Origin of the sequence: Pseudaminobacter soli (ex Li et al. 2025) (assembly GCF_003012705.1) — a bacterium.
Lineage (GTDB): Bacteria > Pseudomonadota > Alphaproteobacteria > Rhizobiales > Rhizobiaceae > Pseudaminobacter > Pseudaminobacter soli.
In genome coordinates this window covers 389,358-405,548 of the sequence record NZ_PXYL01000004.1, presented here as the reverse complement: position 1 = coordinate 405,548, position 16,191 = coordinate 389,358, and the positions used below count along the sequence as shown (strand labels likewise).

The 16,191-nt window shown below is 61.1% G+C and carries 15 protein-coding genes and 1 pseudogene; 13 read left to right on the top strand and 3 right to left on the bottom strand.

Annotation, left to right across the window (positions count from 1 at the left end; translation table 11 throughout):
* Window positions 1-738 carry a methyltransferase domain-containing protein gene (locus C7I85_RS10790; protein ID WP_106723961.1) on the top strand — a complete coding sequence of 246 codons (738 nt, stop codon included), beginning with the start codon at window positions 1-3 and terminating at the stop codon, window positions 736-738.
* Window positions 739-756: 18 nt separating this feature from the next.
* Here C7I85_RS10790 and C7I85_RS10785 read toward each other — a convergent pair whose 3' ends face one another.
* From C7I85_RS10785 to C7I85_RS10775, 3 genes are all read right to left on the bottom strand, one after another.
* The gene (locus C7I85_RS10785; protein ID WP_106723960.1) at window positions 757-1,710 is read right to left on the bottom strand and encodes a nucleoside hydrolase; all 954 of its coding nucleotides are present in this window, start codon (window positions 1,708-1,710) and stop codon (window positions 757-759) included.
* A gap of 163 nt (window positions 1,711-1,873) precedes the next feature.
* Window positions 1,874-2,653, bottom strand: a complete 780-nt coding sequence (locus tag C7I85_RS10780; protein WP_106723959.1) for an alpha/beta fold hydrolase — start codon at window positions 2,651-2,653, stop codon at window positions 1,874-1,876.
* A gap of 134 nt (window positions 2,654-2,787) precedes the next feature.
* Window positions 2,788-4,080, bottom strand: coding sequence for an epoxide hydrolase family protein (locus tag C7I85_RS10775; protein WP_428832846.1), 1,293 nt, complete (start codon window positions 4,078-4,080; stop codon window positions 2,788-2,790).
* A 536-nt stretch (window positions 4,081-4,616) separates the two neighbouring features.
* Here C7I85_RS10775 and C7I85_RS10770 point away from each other — a divergent pair.
* The 12 genes and pseudogenes from C7I85_RS10770 to C7I85_RS10725 all read left to right on the top strand — a co-directional run bounded on the left by C7I85_RS10770 (window position 4,617) and on the right by C7I85_RS10725 (window position 16,188).
* A complete protein-coding gene (locus C7I85_RS10770; RefSeq protein ID WP_106723957.1) occupies window positions 4,617-5,108 on the top strand; it encodes a hypothetical protein in 492 nt (163 codons plus the stop codon).
* A complete protein-coding gene (locus C7I85_RS32250; protein WP_428832845.1) occupies window positions 5,108-6,295 on the top strand; it encodes an EAL domain-containing protein in 1,188 nt (395 codons plus the stop codon). The genes C7I85_RS10770 and C7I85_RS32250 overlap by 1 nt, the downstream gene beginning before the upstream one ends.
* Window positions 6,296-6,339: 44 nt before the next feature.
* Entirely contained in the window at window positions 6,340-6,846 is a 507-nt protein-coding gene (gene nusG, locus C7I85_RS10760; RefSeq protein WP_106723955.1) for a transcription termination/antitermination protein NusG, read from the top strand.
* A 141-nt stretch (window positions 6,847-6,987) separates the two neighbouring features.
* Window positions 6,988-7,494 (top strand): hypothetical protein, encoded by a 507-nt coding sequence (locus tag C7I85_RS31620; RefSeq protein WP_245444885.1) that lies wholly within the window; start codon window positions 6,988-6,990, stop codon window positions 7,492-7,494.
* Between the two features lie 2 nt (window positions 7,495-7,496).
* Window positions 7,497-8,267, top strand: a complete 771-nt coding sequence (locus C7I85_RS31615; RefSeq protein WP_245444884.1) for a sugar transferase — start codon at window positions 7,497-7,499, stop codon at window positions 8,265-8,267.
* A gap of 136 nt (window positions 8,268-8,403) precedes the next feature.
* Window positions 8,404-10,155, top strand: a complete 1,752-nt coding sequence (locus tag C7I85_RS10750; protein ID WP_245444883.1) for an ABC transporter ATP-binding protein — start codon at window positions 8,404-8,406, stop codon at window positions 10,153-10,155.
* Window positions 10,156-10,169: 14 nt separating this feature from the next.
* Window positions 10,170-10,571 (top strand): annotated as a pseudogene (locus C7I85_RS32245) (glycosyltransferase family 2 protein); the annotation flags it as partial.
* 99 nt (window positions 10,572-10,670) lie between these two features.
* The gene (locus C7I85_RS31610) at window positions 10,671-11,084 is read left to right on the top strand and encodes a hypothetical protein (protein ID WP_245444882.1); all 414 of its coding nucleotides are present in this window, start codon (window positions 10,671-10,673) and stop codon (window positions 11,082-11,084) included.
* A 36-nt stretch (window positions 11,085-11,120) separates the two neighbouring features.
* Complete coding sequence (locus C7I85_RS10740) at window positions 11,121-12,335, top strand: glycosyltransferase (protein WP_106723953.1); 1,215 nt, start codon at window positions 11,121-11,123, stop codon at window positions 12,333-12,335.
* A 94-nt stretch (window positions 12,336-12,429) separates the two neighbouring features.
* Window positions 12,430-13,863 carry a hypothetical protein gene (locus C7I85_RS10735; protein WP_146148851.1) on the top strand — a complete coding sequence of 478 codons (1,434 nt, stop codon included), beginning with the start codon at window positions 12,430-12,432 and terminating at the stop codon, window positions 13,861-13,863.
* The gene (locus C7I85_RS10730) at window positions 13,856-15,001 is read left to right on the top strand and encodes a glycosyltransferase family 4 protein (protein WP_181257133.1); all 1,146 of its coding nucleotides are present in this window, start codon (window positions 13,856-13,858) and stop codon (window positions 14,999-15,001) included. The genes C7I85_RS10735 and C7I85_RS10730 overlap by 8 nt, the downstream gene beginning before the upstream one ends.
* Window positions 14,998-16,188, top strand: coding sequence for a glycosyltransferase (locus tag C7I85_RS10725; RefSeq protein ID WP_181257132.1), 1,191 nt, complete (start codon window positions 14,998-15,000; stop codon window positions 16,186-16,188). The genes C7I85_RS10730 and C7I85_RS10725 overlap by 4 nt, the downstream gene beginning before the upstream one ends.
* Window positions 16,189-16,191: the final 3 nt, after the last annotated feature.

The following is a 16,191-nucleotide window of genomic DNA, read 5'->3' as shown; positions in this document are numbered from 1 at the left end:
ATGAACATACCGGTCACCGTGCAAGAAGCTCGACGCGACCTGTCGCAGCGCAGCGTCGAATCCGAATGGCTCGATCGCGCCGATCCAAGCCCCGAGGAAATGGCGGTGGTGATACGCGATATCGCCAGCTTCAACCGGGCGATGCTTGGGCACTGGCCGGTGATCGCCTGGTTGCGTCGCGCCACAAAGGACGCGACGAGAGAAACGCCTCTGACCCTCCTAGATGTCGGCTGCGGCAACGGCGATCTGCTGCGGGCGATCCGGCGCTGGGCGCGCAAACGCGGCCTGGCGATCAGGCTGATCGGGCTTGATCGCAGCCCCGAGATCATCCGCATCGCCGAACTCGCGACCGATGAGGCCGACGAGATCGACTATCGCGTGATGGATATCTTCGATTTCGAACCGCACATGCCCATCGACCTCGTCGTCAGCAGCCTGCTCACCCACCATATGTCGGACGACCAGATCGTGAAGTTTCTGCGGTGGATGGAACTGACGACGCGCAAAGGCTGGCTGATCTACGATCTCCAACGCCATCCCGTGCCGTTCCATTTCATCGGTCTCGTGGGCAAGCTGACGCGGCTGCATCCGATTGCGATTGACGATGGCCTCATTTCCGTAACACGTTCGCTGACGCGCAGCGAATGGCTTGCGCGCATGGACGAGGCCAACATCGCGCGCGACGCGGTGCAACTGCGGTGGTTCCTGTTCCGCTTTGCCATCGGACGGCTACGATGAGCGGGACGGAGAGCCTCGTCATCTCCTGACGAGCGTGTCGTGGACGAGTGCCATGACCCTGTCCGCGGCGACGTCCACAGCCACCGTCTGCGCGGGGAAATGATCCCAGGCTCCCGGCGGGAAGCGGCGATGGGAGGGCTTGAGCACGGTCTGGCCGTCGGTCAGGCCGTCGCATGAAACCCGGATCTGGCCCGTTACCGTGTCGAAGAGATCGGGGCGCACCAGGTAGACGCAGGCGCATGTGTCGTGGACGAGCATCGCGTCAGCGATGAGGTGATCGTAGAAGTCGATGTAGCTCTGCGAGAGTTCGTTCAGAAGCGAAACTTCGGGGCCACCCTTGTCGGCCAATTCCTTGAGGGTTGCCCTGGTCATGACGGTCTTGGTGGTGACATCGAGGCCGATGACAGCCACTTTCCATGGCGCTGTCATCACGCGGTCGGCAGCCTCAGGGTCGCCTGCGATATTTGCCTCGGCCGCGGGCGTCACGTTCCCCGGCACATAGAAGCTGCCGCCCATGATGACGACGTCCCTCACGAGGCCCGCAATGTCGGGGGCCTTGGCCAGCGCGTTGGCAAGGTTCGTCATCCTGCCGACGGCAACGATCGAAATCTCGCCCGGGTTCTGGCGGATGGTGTCGATGATGAATTGAGCTGCTTCGTCTTCTTCCCCGATCGGCAGGTCTGCATCATTGGGGATATCGATGTCGCCTAAACCGTTCTCGCCATGAACAATCGTCGGCCACGGCCGAGCCGGCCGGTCTCTGTCGAAGGTAACGCCCGCGCCCCGGACGACCGGAGCATCGATCTTGAAAGCCGACTTCAGGAACAGTGCGTTGCGCGTCGTCGTCTCGACCGCAGCGTTTCCGAACACCGTCGTGATCCCGACGAGGTCAATTTCCGGGTGGCGATGCAGGAAGAGCAGCGCCATCGCGTCATCCACGCCCGGGTCCGTATCGAAAATCACTTTAGGCATCGGCAATACCCTCCAGTTCAGAAGGTCTTGCCTTTGCCAGATGTGCCGCGATTATCCAAGGCCATATTGGATGTCAGCGTTTGGCGGGAACTAGCCGTGTGCGGCGACCGAACTACGTGTTCCCGCCCGTGTCGGACATCGCATGACCAACGTGGGAATCGCCTCAAGGTGCGTTTGCCGCGTCTTCGATGACTTTCGCCACTGCCTTGGCGTGCGAAATCATCACGACATGCGAGGCGCCCTTGACGACCACGGTTTCGCGCGGATGGGCGCGATCGGCCATCCACGCATGCAGCTTGGGTGGTATCGCGGTGTCGTGGTCACCGTAGACGAACCATGACGGGATGGTCTTCCAGGCGGGCTCGGCTGCCGCTTCGCCGAAGGCAGTGTCGGTGACGGGCCGTTGCGCCGCCGCCGCCAATTTCGCAGCGGCCACGGGCAGGTCGGGCGCGAAGGCGTCGTGGAACTTCTCCTGTTGGACATAGAGATCGTTGCCGCCGCCGGCCAAGGGCACCGGCTTTTCCAGCGTGTCGGGGCCGATCAGGCTGCCGGGAAACTTGGCATTGAGGCCGCCGGCGCTCTCTCCCGCCTCCGGCGCGAAGGCCGCGACATAGACGAGCGCTTTCACATTCGCCTCATCCTTCGCCGCATCGCTGATCACCATGCCGCCGTAGGAATGTCCGACGAGCACGACAGGCGTCTTGATGGTGGCGAGCAGACTGCGGACGGTGTCGGCATCGCCCTTCACGCTGCGTAGCGGATTTGCGACGGCGACGACGGGGTAGCCGGCCTTCTCCAGTATGCCGATGACACCGTACCAGCTGGAAGAGTCGGCGAAGGCGCCGTGCACAAGCACGATGGTCGGCTTGGCCGGCTGCGCCATTGCCACAAAACTCGTCAGCAACAAACCAGCCAATGCGAGGACAGCCCTGAGTATTTTCATCTCAACTCCTCCTTCGATCAATGGGACGAGCGCTGACGAGGGCAGCTATCGGCTGCATCCGGGCGCGTCGTCCCTCCTTGTGGTCTCGGGCAACGAGCACGGCGCGCGCCCCATTTGTCGCGCGCCGTTCTGTTTCACTTCGACTGGCGCAACGGCCTGAACGATTCGCGCATCTCTGACACGAAGAACTCGGGCTGCTCCCAGGCCGCGAAGTGGCCGCCCTTCGGCGCCTTATTGTAGTGGATCAGCTTCGGATACGCCTTCTCGGCCCAGCTCTGCGGAGCGGTGTAGATCTCGTCCGGGAAGGCAGTCACGGCCACAGGGATCGCGATGCCCCTGATGTCAAAGAAGCCGCCCGTCGGATGGTGCGCATTGTCCCAGTAGAGCCGCGCCGATGAGACCGCAGTGTTCGTCAGCCAGTAAAGCGTGACATTGTCGAGCACGTCGTCCTTCGACAAGCCCTCGCTCTGACCGGCGAAGACGCGGGCGATCATCTTCTGGCTTCGGTCGTCGTGATCGAGCATCCATGCCGCCAGGCCAACGGGGGAATCGGCGAGCCCGTAGAGGGTCTGCGGGCGGTTGTTCATTTCGAGAGCATAGCCAAGGCCATTCTTGTTGAAGAAGTCGAGCTGGTCCCAGGCATTGCGCTCGTCCGGCGTGAGGCCGGCGGGTGGTGTGCCCGCGGCGAGCGATTGGTTGATCTCGGGCGAAACCGTGGCCGGCATGTTGGTATGGATGCCGAGCAGCCCGGGCGGCTGCTGCAGGGCCATGTCCTCGGTAACGGCATTGCCCCAATCGCCGCCCTGCGCCACGTATTTCGCGTAGCCGAGGCGCTGCATCAGTTCGGCCCAGGCTTTCGCGATACGGGGGGGATTCCAGCCGACAGCCGTCGGCTTGCCGGAAAAGCCATAGCCGGGCAGCGAGGGAATGACGAGGTCGAAGGCATCCGCGGCGCTCGCGCCGTGTGCCGTAGGATCGGTCAGCGGCGCGATGATCTTCATCTGCTCGATGATCGAGCCCGGCCAGCCATGGGTGACGATCATCGGCAGCGCGTTTTCGTGCTTGGACCGCACATGAATGAAGTGGATGTCGAGACCGTCAATCTCGGTGATGAAGTTCGGCACGGCATTCAGCCTGGCTTCGCACTTGCGCCAGTCGTGCTGCGTCGCCCAGTACTGTGCGAGCTGCTGCATCGTCGCGAGCTGGACACCCTGGGTCGTGTCCGCCACCTGCTCCTTGTCAGGCCATTTGGTCGCCTGCACGCGTCGGCGAAGGTCGGCCAGGTCCTCGTCTGGGAAGGAGATCTGGAAAGGCCGAATGACATCGTTATTCTGAGCGGCAGCCGCTTGCCCGGGCAGCACGCTGGCTGCGCCTATCGCCGCGGCAGTCGCCAGAACCTCTCGCCGAGTCGGATTTGACATGGTCATCCTCCTGTTCTGATTTTTGGAATGCCCTCCGTGGGCATACGTGCGAAACCATTCGCGCATTCAGGTGTCGGGGACACCCACATTCTGCCCGGCAGGGTCAACCATCTGCTGACCCTCAATCGGACGTTGCGAGCGAACGCGTCGCGAACAAGAAAGTTCCCTGGAACCGGACGTTCTGGAGGCGCTTCATGGCGCTGCCGAAACGATGAAGCGCGTGACCATGGAACTAGCGGGCAGGTCGCTGAAGAACATCCTCGACGATGCCGACTTTGCCGAGGGTGATCATATCAACGCGCCGCTATACAATCTAAAGTTGTTCATATTGCAATTGACACGTAATAATTGTAGACGTAACTATAGCCAATCCGGCACGTCGGATTCGTGTCCATGTAGAACCAATGAATTAGGGCAATAAGGGGAAGAAAGCGGGGGCGTTTCGCGCCGACGCCAAATGAGGGGTTCGCATTCGTCTAGTAAATGAATGCAGTATAGAAGAATTCCAAATTTCACAGAGCTTTAGGTCATGTTGCCAGTGCATGTCGCTGGCGCTCACGTCAATTGCGTCAGGTGGTGGGATGCGGGACAAGATTGATCAAGTCATAAATCTGGATATCGATCTTGATGGCGATGACGAAAGGAATTCTCCTTCGTCGAAAGGCCCTTGGCATCCGCAAGACCTCGGCTCGGCAGACGGTATAATTCTCGTATTTCCCGACGGTCCGGACGTAATGGTGCGCCGCCTTGCACGAGCGTTTGAGGAAACTTTCACGTTTGACGACAGGAGGAAGTTGTGCGGGTTCGACTTGCTCTCCTTCCCGATGGGCCTTGGCGGCCACAATCTCCGCATAGACGATCATGCCTGCATAGATCTTGTTCCGGACTCGCCTGATTATCGGTTTACCATCTCAACGCACAACGGCGAGCAGGCGCTGCTTGTCACCACCGACGCCCGCCTGATGGCGGACTTCGTGCGGCAGTACTTGCTCGCGCGCGTCGAATACTGCCCGGAATTGGAAGTGCTGCTGTGATGATACCACTCGGTTCCACATCAGCTTGTAATCGTGGAGTGGCCAATACGCCCCTCAAGCGAGATCGAGCCGTCTTCAGCAACATTACGCCAAACCGGAGGGAAAGTAGGCAGTGCTTTACCTGCCTTGGGGCAGCTTATCCCGCCAATGTCGTTTTGTTGCGGAGCCGGAGCGATCGGAGAGCATGCACCCTATCCCCCGCCAAGGAGGGCATGCTTTCTGGGGGGAGTATAACCCCCACCTGCCGGCCAGGTCGCGATGTCCTGCCTGAACACAGAGCGGACCTGGCCGGCACTTTTAGCATCATCGTGTCCAAGGGACGGGCGTGCAGAAGAAGTCGGCCGCTAATCCTTCGTAACGTCTTCCGTTTCGCGAAAAGCCGTCGCACGGCAACAGGAGCGCAGGAGATGAACAGGGCCAGGTACATTGGGCGCGGTCAGGGGAGCGAGGGACGTGTCATGCCGTCCGCCTCTCCCTTTCCTGAGTTCACGATGGCTTTCCAGCCGATCGTAGACACCGCAGCCGGCGGTACGCTTTTTGCTTATGAGGCGCTTTTGCGCGGGCGCTACGGAGAGAGCGCAGCCACTGTCTTTGCCAGCGTGCCGCCAGAGAGGACGCTGGCCTTTGATGCCGCCTGCAGGGAACGCGCCGTAGAGATGGCGGCTTCCTTCGGTGTGCGCTGCGGCCTCAGTCTTAACGTTTCGGCCTCCGCAATCTGCGACCACCGGTATGGGCTGCATACAACGCTGCGTGCCGCCCAGCGCGTGGGATGGCCGGCCGGCCGTCTGATATTCGAGATGACCGAGCAGGAGCCGGTCGAGGACAAGGCAAAGCTCTCCCGCTGGATGGCGGCCGCGCGCAACCGAGGGGTCACGGTGGCCATCGATGATTTCGGGGCTGGCTATGCCGGCATCAACAGTTTGCTGCAGCTGCGTCCTGACATGGTGAAGCTCGACATGGAGCTGGTGCATGGCATCGACGCGGATCGTTCGCGCCGAGCGATTGTCAAGGGCGTGGTCGATGCCTGCGCGGCTTTCGGTTGCAGAGTTGTGGGGGAGGGCGTCGAGACCGAGGCTGAGTTCACGGTTCTGGCGTCGCTCGGGATCGGCCTCATGCAAGGCTATCTTTTCGCGCGGCCGGGCATTGCCTGTCTACCGGAGATCGTTCGGCCAGCAACGCTTACTTAGTGACAGAGATTTTTCGACGATCAGTATGCGGGGACGGGGGGAGAATGGCAGATCGTTGGTATGTCGCGTCAGCCCTGCTGGGGCGGGAAGACATGGCTGAGCTCAATCTGAACAGACAGGGATTCCATGTCTGGATGCCGCGCCAGACGCGGGTCGTTCGTCATGCGCGCCGGCGTCACGAGAAGCGCGTCCCCTTTTTCCCCGGCTACATATTCGTGTCGCTGGATGTCGATCGCCAGCGGTGGCGGTCGGTCAATGGCACCTTCGGGGTGAATTCGCTCGTCATGCAGGGCGAGCGGCCGCTCCCGTGCCCCGACGGCCTGATCGAGGGGCTTCAGGCCCTGACGGACGACGAGGGGATATTCAACGTTGCGGTGGGTCTTCGTCAGGGCGATGTCGTGCGTGTGATCTCAGGTCCCTTTGCCGAGCTTGTTGGAACCCTGGTCCGCCATGATGGCTTGGGACGGGCTCGGATCCTGTTGCAAATGATGCACGGGGAAATCGCCGTGGCATTGCCCGTCAAAAGCCTGGTGCCTGTGGCATCCAACTGATGTGGCCGCGATAGCGGCCAGTCCTTGTTACGCTTGATGTTCGGCTCGAGGGCTTTCACCTCGAGTGCGGTAGCCATCGGAGGCCTGTCGCCGGGGCTTATGCCGCGGTGGCCTGGCGGAAACGACAGCGGAAAGTCCAGTTTGTATCATCAGACGATCGCGATCGGTAGTGAAACGCATCCGCTGCAGCGGTTGCGTTATCAGCTTATGGGCGGGCTACTCCTGGCCGTCGGCCTGCCGCTCGTCGCGCGCATGGCGCTGGAGCCGAGGATCGTCCTCTCGATCAACCACCAGGTGACGATCACGGCAGCCATCATCGCTCACATGACAGGCTACATGACCTACAAGCGACTGGACGCGTTTCCGGGGGTGGCGACGTTCAGCACCATATTGCCGGCATTCACGCTCAGCTACGGGCTGGTGTTCCTCGCCATTTTCTTCTTTCGCTTCGAATATAGCCGTTTCCAGGCTGCAGGCTCCTTCTTCATCTCGGCATCTTGGTATTTCAGCTCAACGTGTTCACGCACCGGTTGGAACCTTACCGGCTGGCGATCGTCCCCGGCGGCAATATCGACCGGCTTGCGGCGGTCGACGGCGTTGTCTGGCAGAAGCTGTTTTCCCCCGATGCAGTCCCGGGCCGGGTGCTAGGCGTGGTAGCAGATCTTCGCGCTGACTTGCCGGAGACTTGGGAGCGCTTCATCACAGGTTGCGTCCTGTCCGGCACCCCTGTCTACCATGTGAAGCACATAGTGGAATCGCTGACCGGCCGGGTCGAGATCGAGCATCTTTCGGAAAACACGCTCGGATCGCTCAATCCCAATCAGATCTATTTCAAGATCAAGCGGATAGTCGACTGGCTGGGGGCGTTTGCGGTCCTGGTGCTCCTGTTGCCGCTTTTCCTTGTCCTGGCTCTCGCAATCAGGCTCGAAACGCCCGGGCCGGCTCTGTTCCGGCAACGGCGGGTGGGTTATCGCGGCACGCTCTTCACGCTCTACAAGTTCCGCACCATGCGCGCCGAGGACGATGGCGCCATGGCCGAGAAGGAAAAGGCGATCACGCGAGACGGCGATGAGCGCATTACCCGCATCGGCCGGGTGTTGCGGCGCACGCGACTTGATGAATTGCCGCAGGCTATCAACATACTGAGCGGTGAGATGAGCTGGATCGGCCCCCGGCCCGAGGCGGCGGTGCTGTCGCGTTGGTACGAGGGGGAACTGCCCTTCTATCCCTATCGCCATATCGTGCGCCCTGGCGTCACCGGCTGGGCGCGAGTCAACCAGGGCCATGTGGCAGCTGTGAGCGAAGTTCACGAGAAGCTGCACTACGACTTTTACTACATCAAGAACTTCTCGCCCTGGCTCGACCTGGTCATCTTCATGAGGACGATCAGGATCATGCTGACCGGCTTCGGGGCCAGGTAGCGGAAGCGAGCAGGCCATCCTGACCGAAAGAATGGATACGCTTGGATACCATCAGAAGACGGCGGGGGGCGTCAGAGGGCGCAAGGGCCTTCGCACAGTCCTGCCGGCACAAAGGTCGGCGTGGGGCGGCGAAGGCATGTCATTGTCGACTGCGGTGCGCCTATTGTTTCACCATCTTTCGCCAGCGCGTCGGCGTGCCTTCGTGCCGCTCATGGTTCTGATGCTGGCTGGCGCGGTGGCCGAAGTGGTTACGATCGGAGCAATCGTGCCTCTCCTGGCGATCATCGCTTCGCCGGCCGGTGCACCTGGGCATGGCGTAGCCTCCAGCCTGCTCGGCTTCCTGGGAGCCGGTGACCCGGTCATCGCGGTCTATGCCGTGACCTGCCTGTTCGCGCTTGCGGCGCTAGGGGCGGCCACTCTGCGACTGGCGCTGCTGTGGGCGAGCAACAGCTTCGTCTATGGCATGTCCTACGAGCTCGGCGTGAAACTCTACGCCGATACGCTCTTTCAGCCCTATGCCTACCACACGCAGCGCAATTCCAGCGAGATCATCGCCACGATCAACAAGGTACAGGTGGTCACCAACAATGTGCTGCTCCCGCTCATGCAAGGAGCCATCTCCGCGGTGATCGGGCTTTTCATTGTCGGGGGGCTAATCGCCATCGACCCTGTTGTCGCGCTCGTTGCCGGGGTCGGATTTTCGGGCATCTATCTCATTGCGTCTGTCACCGCGCGCAAGCGGTTGCGCCGCAACGGTGGCCTCATTGCCCGCGCCCAGACCAGGCGCGTGCAGACCATGCAGGAGGGGCTGGGCGGCATCCGTGACGTGCTGCTCGACCGCTCCCAGCCGGTTTTCGTCGAGACCTATGAGCAGGCCGAAGCGGACTTCCGCGATGCGCGGGTGCGCAATGCCGTTCTTGCAGGCGCACCACGCTTCGTCGTCGAAGCGGTCGGCATGGTGCTGATCGCGGCGGTGGCCGTGACGATGGTCCAGCGACCGGGCGGGATTGCTGCGGCGCTCCCGGTGCTGGGCGCGCTGGCGCTTGGCGCCCAGCGGCTGCTGCCTCTGATCCAGCAGCTCTACAGCGGCTGGGCCCTGGCCCTGGGTAACAAGGCAGTTCTGACCGATATCGTTGTGCTGCTTGACCGACCCACCCCGGCGACGACTGCGGCCGAAGCGGCGCTGCCGTTCGAAGGCGCCATTGGTCTCCGTCAGGTCGGCTACGCCTATCCGGGCAGAGCCGCCGCGCTGCGCAACGTGGATCTCGTAATCCCCAAGGGGAGCAGGGTCGGTATCGCTGGCAAGACCGGCAGCGGCAAGTCGACCTTGATGGATCTGATCATCGGCCTGCTGGAGCCGACGGCGGGAGATATTCGCATCGACGGGGTGAAACTGACGGCTGCAAACCGTGCGGCATGGCAACGAAACATCGCCCATGTTCCGCAGGCGATCTTCCTTGCCGATGCGAGCGTTGCCGAGAACATCGCCTTCGGCGTCAGGAAGGCGGACATTGACCCTGGGCGGGTGCGTCGCGCTGCAGAACAGGCCGAACTGGCAGAGGTGATAGCGGCGCTGCCGCAGCGCTATGACACCCGGATCGGCGAGCGCGGTATCCAGCTTTCCGGCGGGCAGCGCCAGCGCATTGGCATCGCGCGCGCTCTCTACAAGCAAGCAAGCGTACTGGTGTTCGACGAGGCGACCAGCGCATTGGACACGGAAACCGAGACGGCGGTGATGGCGGCCATCGAGCGGCTCGATCGCGGCCTCACCATCCTCATCATCGCCCATCGCCTCTCGACGCTGGAAGGCTGCGACATGGTCGTGCGGCTTGAGGCAGGACAGGCGAAGGCGGCGCATCTGGGAGCCAGCAATGCGGAGGCTGGATAGGTTTGCCTCATCATATGCCGTCTCCCCTTGCACAAATCGCCGACCTCAGCGTGACTAGAGGCGTGCGCGTTCCTGTCGCTGCGCCCATCGCTGTCGTTGTGATGTCAACTGATTCATATCCCTTTACCGCTGACGCGGTGGCTTCGCTAACCACCCAAAACATCCGTGCCGAGATCGTTGTGGTCAATACGGGCCGTGGTTCGTTACAGCCAGCGCTATCCAAGTTACTCGATGAAATCGTTCTGGTGGAGACCGGCGAACGGCAGTTTGCCGGCGGCACACGAAATTTAGGCATACAGCATAGCCAAGCGCCCATTATAGCATTTCTCGCCGCGGATTGCATGGCTACCCCGAACTGGCTGAGTCATCGACTTCGGACGCATGAAAGGACGACGACTGTGGCTTCCGCGCTCCTTCCCGCGCCTGCCAAGGATGGCCGTGTCCGGGCGATCAGTTGGGCAAGTTGCCTCACTACGCATTTTGCGAGGCTGCCCCACACGCCCTCGGAGCGCGCCGTGCTTTTCGGACTCTCCTATCGCAGAGAGCTGTTCGATATGTTCGGCTCCTTCGATGAGCAGATCCGCGTCGGGGAGGACACACTTCTGAATGAGAAAATCGAGCGTGTAGAGCGCCCGGTTTGGAACCCGCAGATCGTCACCTTGCACCGCTATCCTGCGGCGCTCAGACCGGCTTTGATCGACCAGTTCCACCGTGGTCGTCGCCTCGTAAGGTTCAGTCGAAGCGTTCGACCCCGTAGCCGCCTCGCACTCGCTGCCGGTAACATGAAGCGTGCAATCAAGATTGCTTTTGAGTTGGCGCAAGCGGGTACTTTTCAGTTCCCGCATGAAGCTGTCAAAGCATGTTGGCTGGTTCCGATACTCGCCGCTGCCATGTCTGCTGGCATTCTCGTGTCTTTCGATCGAGATTGAACAATTGGCAAAGCGATCAAAGCCGGTCGCGCATCGATGATGAACATTCTCGTCTTGACGAACTTCTGGCCCACAGCGTCGAACTCGATTTCCGGCATTTTTGTTCCGCAACAGATTGCAGCTCTTTGCAGGGCCGGGTGCCAGGTAACAGTGCTTGTGGGTGCTACGCTCGGAAAGCGGAAGGAGCGGCACCTGTCGCCCCAAGAACTCGGCCTACCTGCCGAGGAGGTCACGCTGGTCAAAGTGCCGCTATTGCGCTTGCCGGAAGCGCTTTCAGCCAACCGGCTCGCATACAGGTTCAATTTGCGCTCAACCGGCCTGTCCGTATCCAGGACGATGGCATCTCTAGTGCGCAAGACAGGTACGCCGCAGGGGTGCATCGTACACGGCCTCAGACACTACGCTTCCTCTGCTCCATACTGGTGCGGACGTTTACGTGCCCGGAAGATTGCGTGCGTGCATGGCGTCGACCCTTTCCTGGCGAGACCGTCCGTGGTCGGCTATCTCAAAGCCGATCTGCAACGCGCACAGCATTGCCTCGACAAGATTATTCTCGTTGGCTCTCCGCTTCGTCGTCATGCGACTGAACTTGGGATCAATATCTCGAAAACGGTGGTCATTCCGAACGGAACCGAAATGCCGGCGCTGTCCGAACTTCCATTGAACATCGTTGCGGGGGAAGGAATTCTGAAAATCGCGAGTGTCTCTAATCTGATCGCCTTGAAGGGTATCGACGACAATATCCGTGCCCTGCGGCTGCTTAAGGAGCAGTACGGCATCGCCCATTGGCAATATTCAGTGATCGGCGACGGGCCGGAAAGACAGAGACTGGAGGCGCTGGCTTGGGCGCTCGGCTTGAGCAACCACATTCGTTTCCTCGGAAGGCTGCCTTATGACGAAACAATGCACGAGATCGCAAGAGCCGATATCATCTCCCTCCCGAGTTGGGGCGAGGCGTTCGGCATCGTCTATCTCGAAGCCATGGCGCGGATGAAGCCGACCATCGGCTGCCATGAAAATGGCGCTGCCGATATCATCGCCGATGGGGACGATGGCGTCCTCGTCCCTCCGAAAGATCCAGATTCGCTAGCGCTTGCCCTGAAAAGACTTATCGAGAACCCTGGCTTACGCGAAAGACTTGGCCGTGAGGCGAGACGTACGGCAGAGCGCTTCTCCTGGGACGCAAATGTGCGATGTGTTCTGGAACTGCTCGGGCTACAATCGAGCAGCAGCCAAGACTGGGCTGTCTGACCCATTCCCACCGTGCGGTCCGTTCCAGAATTACAGCCGCGGGGTGACGTTTTAGATCACTTGCGCCTCTGCAGGCTCGGAGTGAGGTTTCCGGGTGCCTGACTATGGCGGCCGGAACTCGGGCCTCGCGCTTCGAAGCGGGGCTTTCCAGCATCTGCGCGAAACCGGGATGGGATTTTGGGCCTATGCGCCGGTCGCTGCGGCGCTGGTACTACGGCTGGCATCTGGCCCGACCGCCAATCTCAGCTATCTCGCTCTTGCAGCCTATGCGCTTCTTAGTAGGGCTCATGCGATCCGCGCGCTTGCGCTGTCATGGCTATTTACGATGATCAGCCCCGGTATCGCACCGGAGGCGAGTGCGGGAGCGGTCGGACGCTATGCAGTCCTGTTCGCGGCCGCGGCATCGGCCATAGTGCACAGCAGCCTGTTCAGCAGTGAGCCGCGCCTGCGCCCGTTCACGCTGGCCACGCTTCTACTCGGCCTCTTTATCATGTGCCACTCCCTGCTGTTCAGCCCGATACCAGACGTCTCAGTGCTCAAGGCAGTGTCGTGGACGCTGGCCATGACCACACTCCTTTCCGCCTGGTGCAGCCTCTCGGAACAGCAAATGCAGGAGATGTCTCAGCAACTGTTCTGGGGGCTGGTGCTGGTGCTCCTTGCCAGCTTGCCGCTGGCGGCGTCTTCCTTAGGCTACATGCGCAACGGTATGGGTTTTCAGGGCATTCTCAACCAGCCGCAAGCCTTTGGGCCGACCATGGCGTTGCTTTGTGCCTGGACAACTTCGCGCCTCTTCGGCGAAGCGCGGCCGTCTTGGTGGCTGCTCGGCGTGGCGGGCGCGTCGCTCACCGGCATATCGCTGTCGGAGGCGCGGACGGCCGGCTTTGCGATCATGCTGGGCGTAGGGTGTGCCGTACTGCTGGGGCCTGGCGTTGCTGGCAAACCGATCCGGCTGATGCTCCCCGGTATGAGCAGCGCGCGGGTCTGGGCGGTCTTCGGAGCAGTTCTTGTGGCCTGCGTGGTCATGGCACCGACCATCGACAGCGCCTTCCAGCGCTACATCTCCAAATCCGGCCGCGCCCGGCTGGGAGGGGATCAAGTCGAAGGGGTAATGGAGGCCTATGATCGCTCTCGCGGGAGGCTGATAGATGCTATGCTGGAAAATATTGCCCAGCACCCGTTAACGGGTATCGGCTTCGGCATCGCCTCGGAGCCTGCAACCATGGTGGTCAGCAGGGACCCGGTTCTCGGCCTGCCGGTCGGTGCATCGATCGAGAAGGGGGTGGCTCCGCTCGCCGTACTGGAGGAGATTGGCACCATTGGCGGCTTGCTGGTTGTAGCGTGGATCATGCGGCTGCTGCGCTCCAGCGCGCGAAGCGGTCTGGCAGCATTCGCCGTATGCCTGACCGTGCTGCTGCTCAACATGGGTGAATCGACCCTTTTCTCCGCCGGCGGCATGGGGTTGCTGCCGCTGATCCTGCTCGGCTGGGCATATGCTGATGGCATTGCGAAAAGCACACGTCGTGGCTGATCCCGTGTGGTTCTGGCAGCGTATCGTTTCGCCGCACATGGCGGGGTTGGCGGAAGCACTCGCCAGGCGGGGGCAGCAGGTAAGCTATGTCGCCGAGCAGCCGATGTCGACCGACCGCGCGGCACAAGGCTGGCGGGCGCCCCGGCTTGGCGCAGCGACGCTTCATTTTGCGCCGGATAGGGATGCCGTGACCGCTCTCGTTGCCAAGGCTCCCGAGGACAGTATCCACATCTGCCAGGGTCTTCGCGGCAATGGTCTGGTGGGGTTTGCGCAACAGGCACTGGCGCGGCGCGGCTTAAGCCAATGGGTGGTGATGGAAACTGTGGACGACAGCGGCTGGCGCGGAGCGTTCAAGCGGCTGGAATACCGGCGCCTGATCCGGCAAAGCCGCCCTTGGCTCGCGGGTCTGCTTGCCACCGGCGACGCCACGCCAGGATGGCTCGTCCGGTGCGGCATGCCGTCCGAAAAAGTATTTCCTTTCGCCTATTTCCTCCCGGAGAGGTGGGAGGAAAACGTGCGCCAGCTCGATAGCGGTGCGCCGTTCCGTTTCCTGTTCGTGGGGCAGTTCATCGATCGCAAGCGGGTCGACCTGCTGTTCGATGCCCTCGCAAGACTGGGGGATACGTCTTTCGAACTGGCGCTCGTCGGGTTCGGCCCACTCGAAGGCCGTCTTCGGATGCTTGGCGAGCAAAAACTACCTGGTCGCGTTCGGTGGCAGGGCCAGTGCCACATCGACAAGGTGCCGCCGCGCATGGCCAAAGCGGACTGCCTGGTGCTGCCGAGCCACCACGATGGCTGGGGCGCTGTGGTTTGCGAGGCGCTGATGGTGGGGACGCCGGTCGTTTGCTCGGACCGCTGCGGCGCCGCAACCGCAGTGCGGGCCAGCGGTTGCGGTGGCGTGTTTCCGGCCGGCGAAGCGAAGGCGCTGGCCGGCCTTTTGCAGGAGGCCATGGCCAAGGGGAGGCAGTTGCCCGCCCAGCGCAAGGCGCTGGCGGGATGGGCGCGCCGCAGCTTCGGCGCAAGTGCAGGAGCCTCTTATCTGGAGGCGATCCTGCAGCATGCGCCAAGACAGGGGCCGAGGCCTGTCCCACCATGGCAGGACACAGATTTGACACATGCGGAATGGATCGAAGCGTGAAATCCAGGCTAGGCTTTTCAAGGCCAGTCGTCCTTACCTTCGTTCGCTATTACCTGCCCGGCTACAAATCGGGTGGACCTGTCCGGACCATTGCGAACCTGGTTGCCGCGCTTGGCGATGAGCTCGATTTTCGTATCGTGACCTCCGACCGCGACGCGACGGACACCATGCCTTATCCGCATCTCGATGGACGAAGCGAATGGCTGGACGTCCGCAAGGCGAAGGTCCTTTATTTATCCCCTTCGCAAATGAAGCTTCGGAACATCGCCCGGATCATCGGCGAAGTTCCCCACGAGACGCTTTATTTGAACAGCTTCTTCGATCCGATTTTCACGCTGAAGCCACTGCTTGCTCGCCGGCTCGGCCTTGCCCCGAGAAATCGATGCATTGTCGCGCCGCGTGGCGAGTTCTCGCCAGCCGCACTGGATTTGAAAGCCGCAAAGAAGCGCGTTTTTCTTGCCGTTTCGCGGGGAGCCGGCCTTTATCGCGACCTCATTTGGCAGGCATCCAGCGAGCACGAGGCGGGGGACATTGGAAGAACGATAGGCGGGATCGCGTCGGACATCCGCGTGTCTGCCAACTTGTCCGCGCAGGTGGACGGAAAGAGCGAATTTCCGCACCGCCCGAGAGAGCAAGGCGAGCCATTGCGAATATGCTTCCTGTCGCGCATCTCGCCCATGAAGAATCTAGATTTTGCGCTTGAGGTTCTGCGCAAGGTTAGGGCGTCTGTTCGGTTTGATATCTATGGATTGGTCGATGACCAAGATTATTGGAAGATTTGCCAGAACATATCGTCAATTCTTCCAAATAATATATCGACATCATATCTAGGAATTGTCGATCATGAAGATGTATTGGCGACACTTTCCAGGTATGATCTATTCTTTCTTCCAACTCGAGGTGAGAATTATGGTCACGCGATCATTGAATCGCTTGCCGCTGGAACGCCGGTATTGATCACGGATTCCACGCCATGGCGTGATCTATCCAACAAAGGAATAGGCTGGGATTTGCCGCTCGACGATGGCAAGGCCTTTGCGCACTGCATCGACTACGTCTCGGCACTCAGCCAAGAGGAATGCAAACGATCACGCGATCTCGCCGTCGCCTTCTTTCGCGAGCATCAGAAGAGCCTTAAGACCATCGCAGACAATCGTGCCCTCTTTACTAGACCGACTGGACGTTAACGC

Coding starts and splice junctions, on each gene's coding strand:
- C7I85_RS10790 (WP_106723961.1), top strand. CDS start 1: ATGAACATACCGGTCACCGTGCAAGAAGCTCGACGCGACCTGTCGCAG.
- C7I85_RS10785 (WP_106723960.1), bottom strand. CDS start 1,710: ATGCCTAAAGTGATTTTCGATACGGACCCGGGCGTGGATGACGCGATG.
- C7I85_RS10780 (WP_106723959.1), bottom strand. CDS start 2,653: ATGAAAATACTCAGGGCTGTCCTCGCATTGGCTGGTTTGTTGCTGACG.
- C7I85_RS10775 (WP_428832846.1), bottom strand. CDS start 4,080: ATGACCATGTCAAATCCGACTCGGCGAGAGGTTCTGGCGACTGCCGCG.
- C7I85_RS10770 (WP_106723957.1), top strand. CDS start 4,617: ATGTCGCTGGCGCTCACGTCAATTGCGTCAGGTGGTGGGATGCGGGAC.
- C7I85_RS32250 (WP_428832845.1), top strand. CDS start 5,108: ATGATACCACTCGGTTCCACATCAGCTTGTAATCGTGGAGTGGCCAAT.
- nusG (WP_106723955.1), top strand. CDS start 6,340: ATGGCAGATCGTTGGTATGTCGCGTCAGCCCTGCTGGGGCGGGAAGAC.
- C7I85_RS10750 (WP_245444883.1), top strand. CDS start 8,404: ATGTCATTGTCGACTGCGGTGCGCCTATTGTTTCACCATCTTTCGCCA.
- C7I85_RS10740 (WP_106723953.1), top strand. CDS start 11,121: ATGATGAACATTCTCGTCTTGACGAACTTCTGGCCCACAGCGTCGAAC.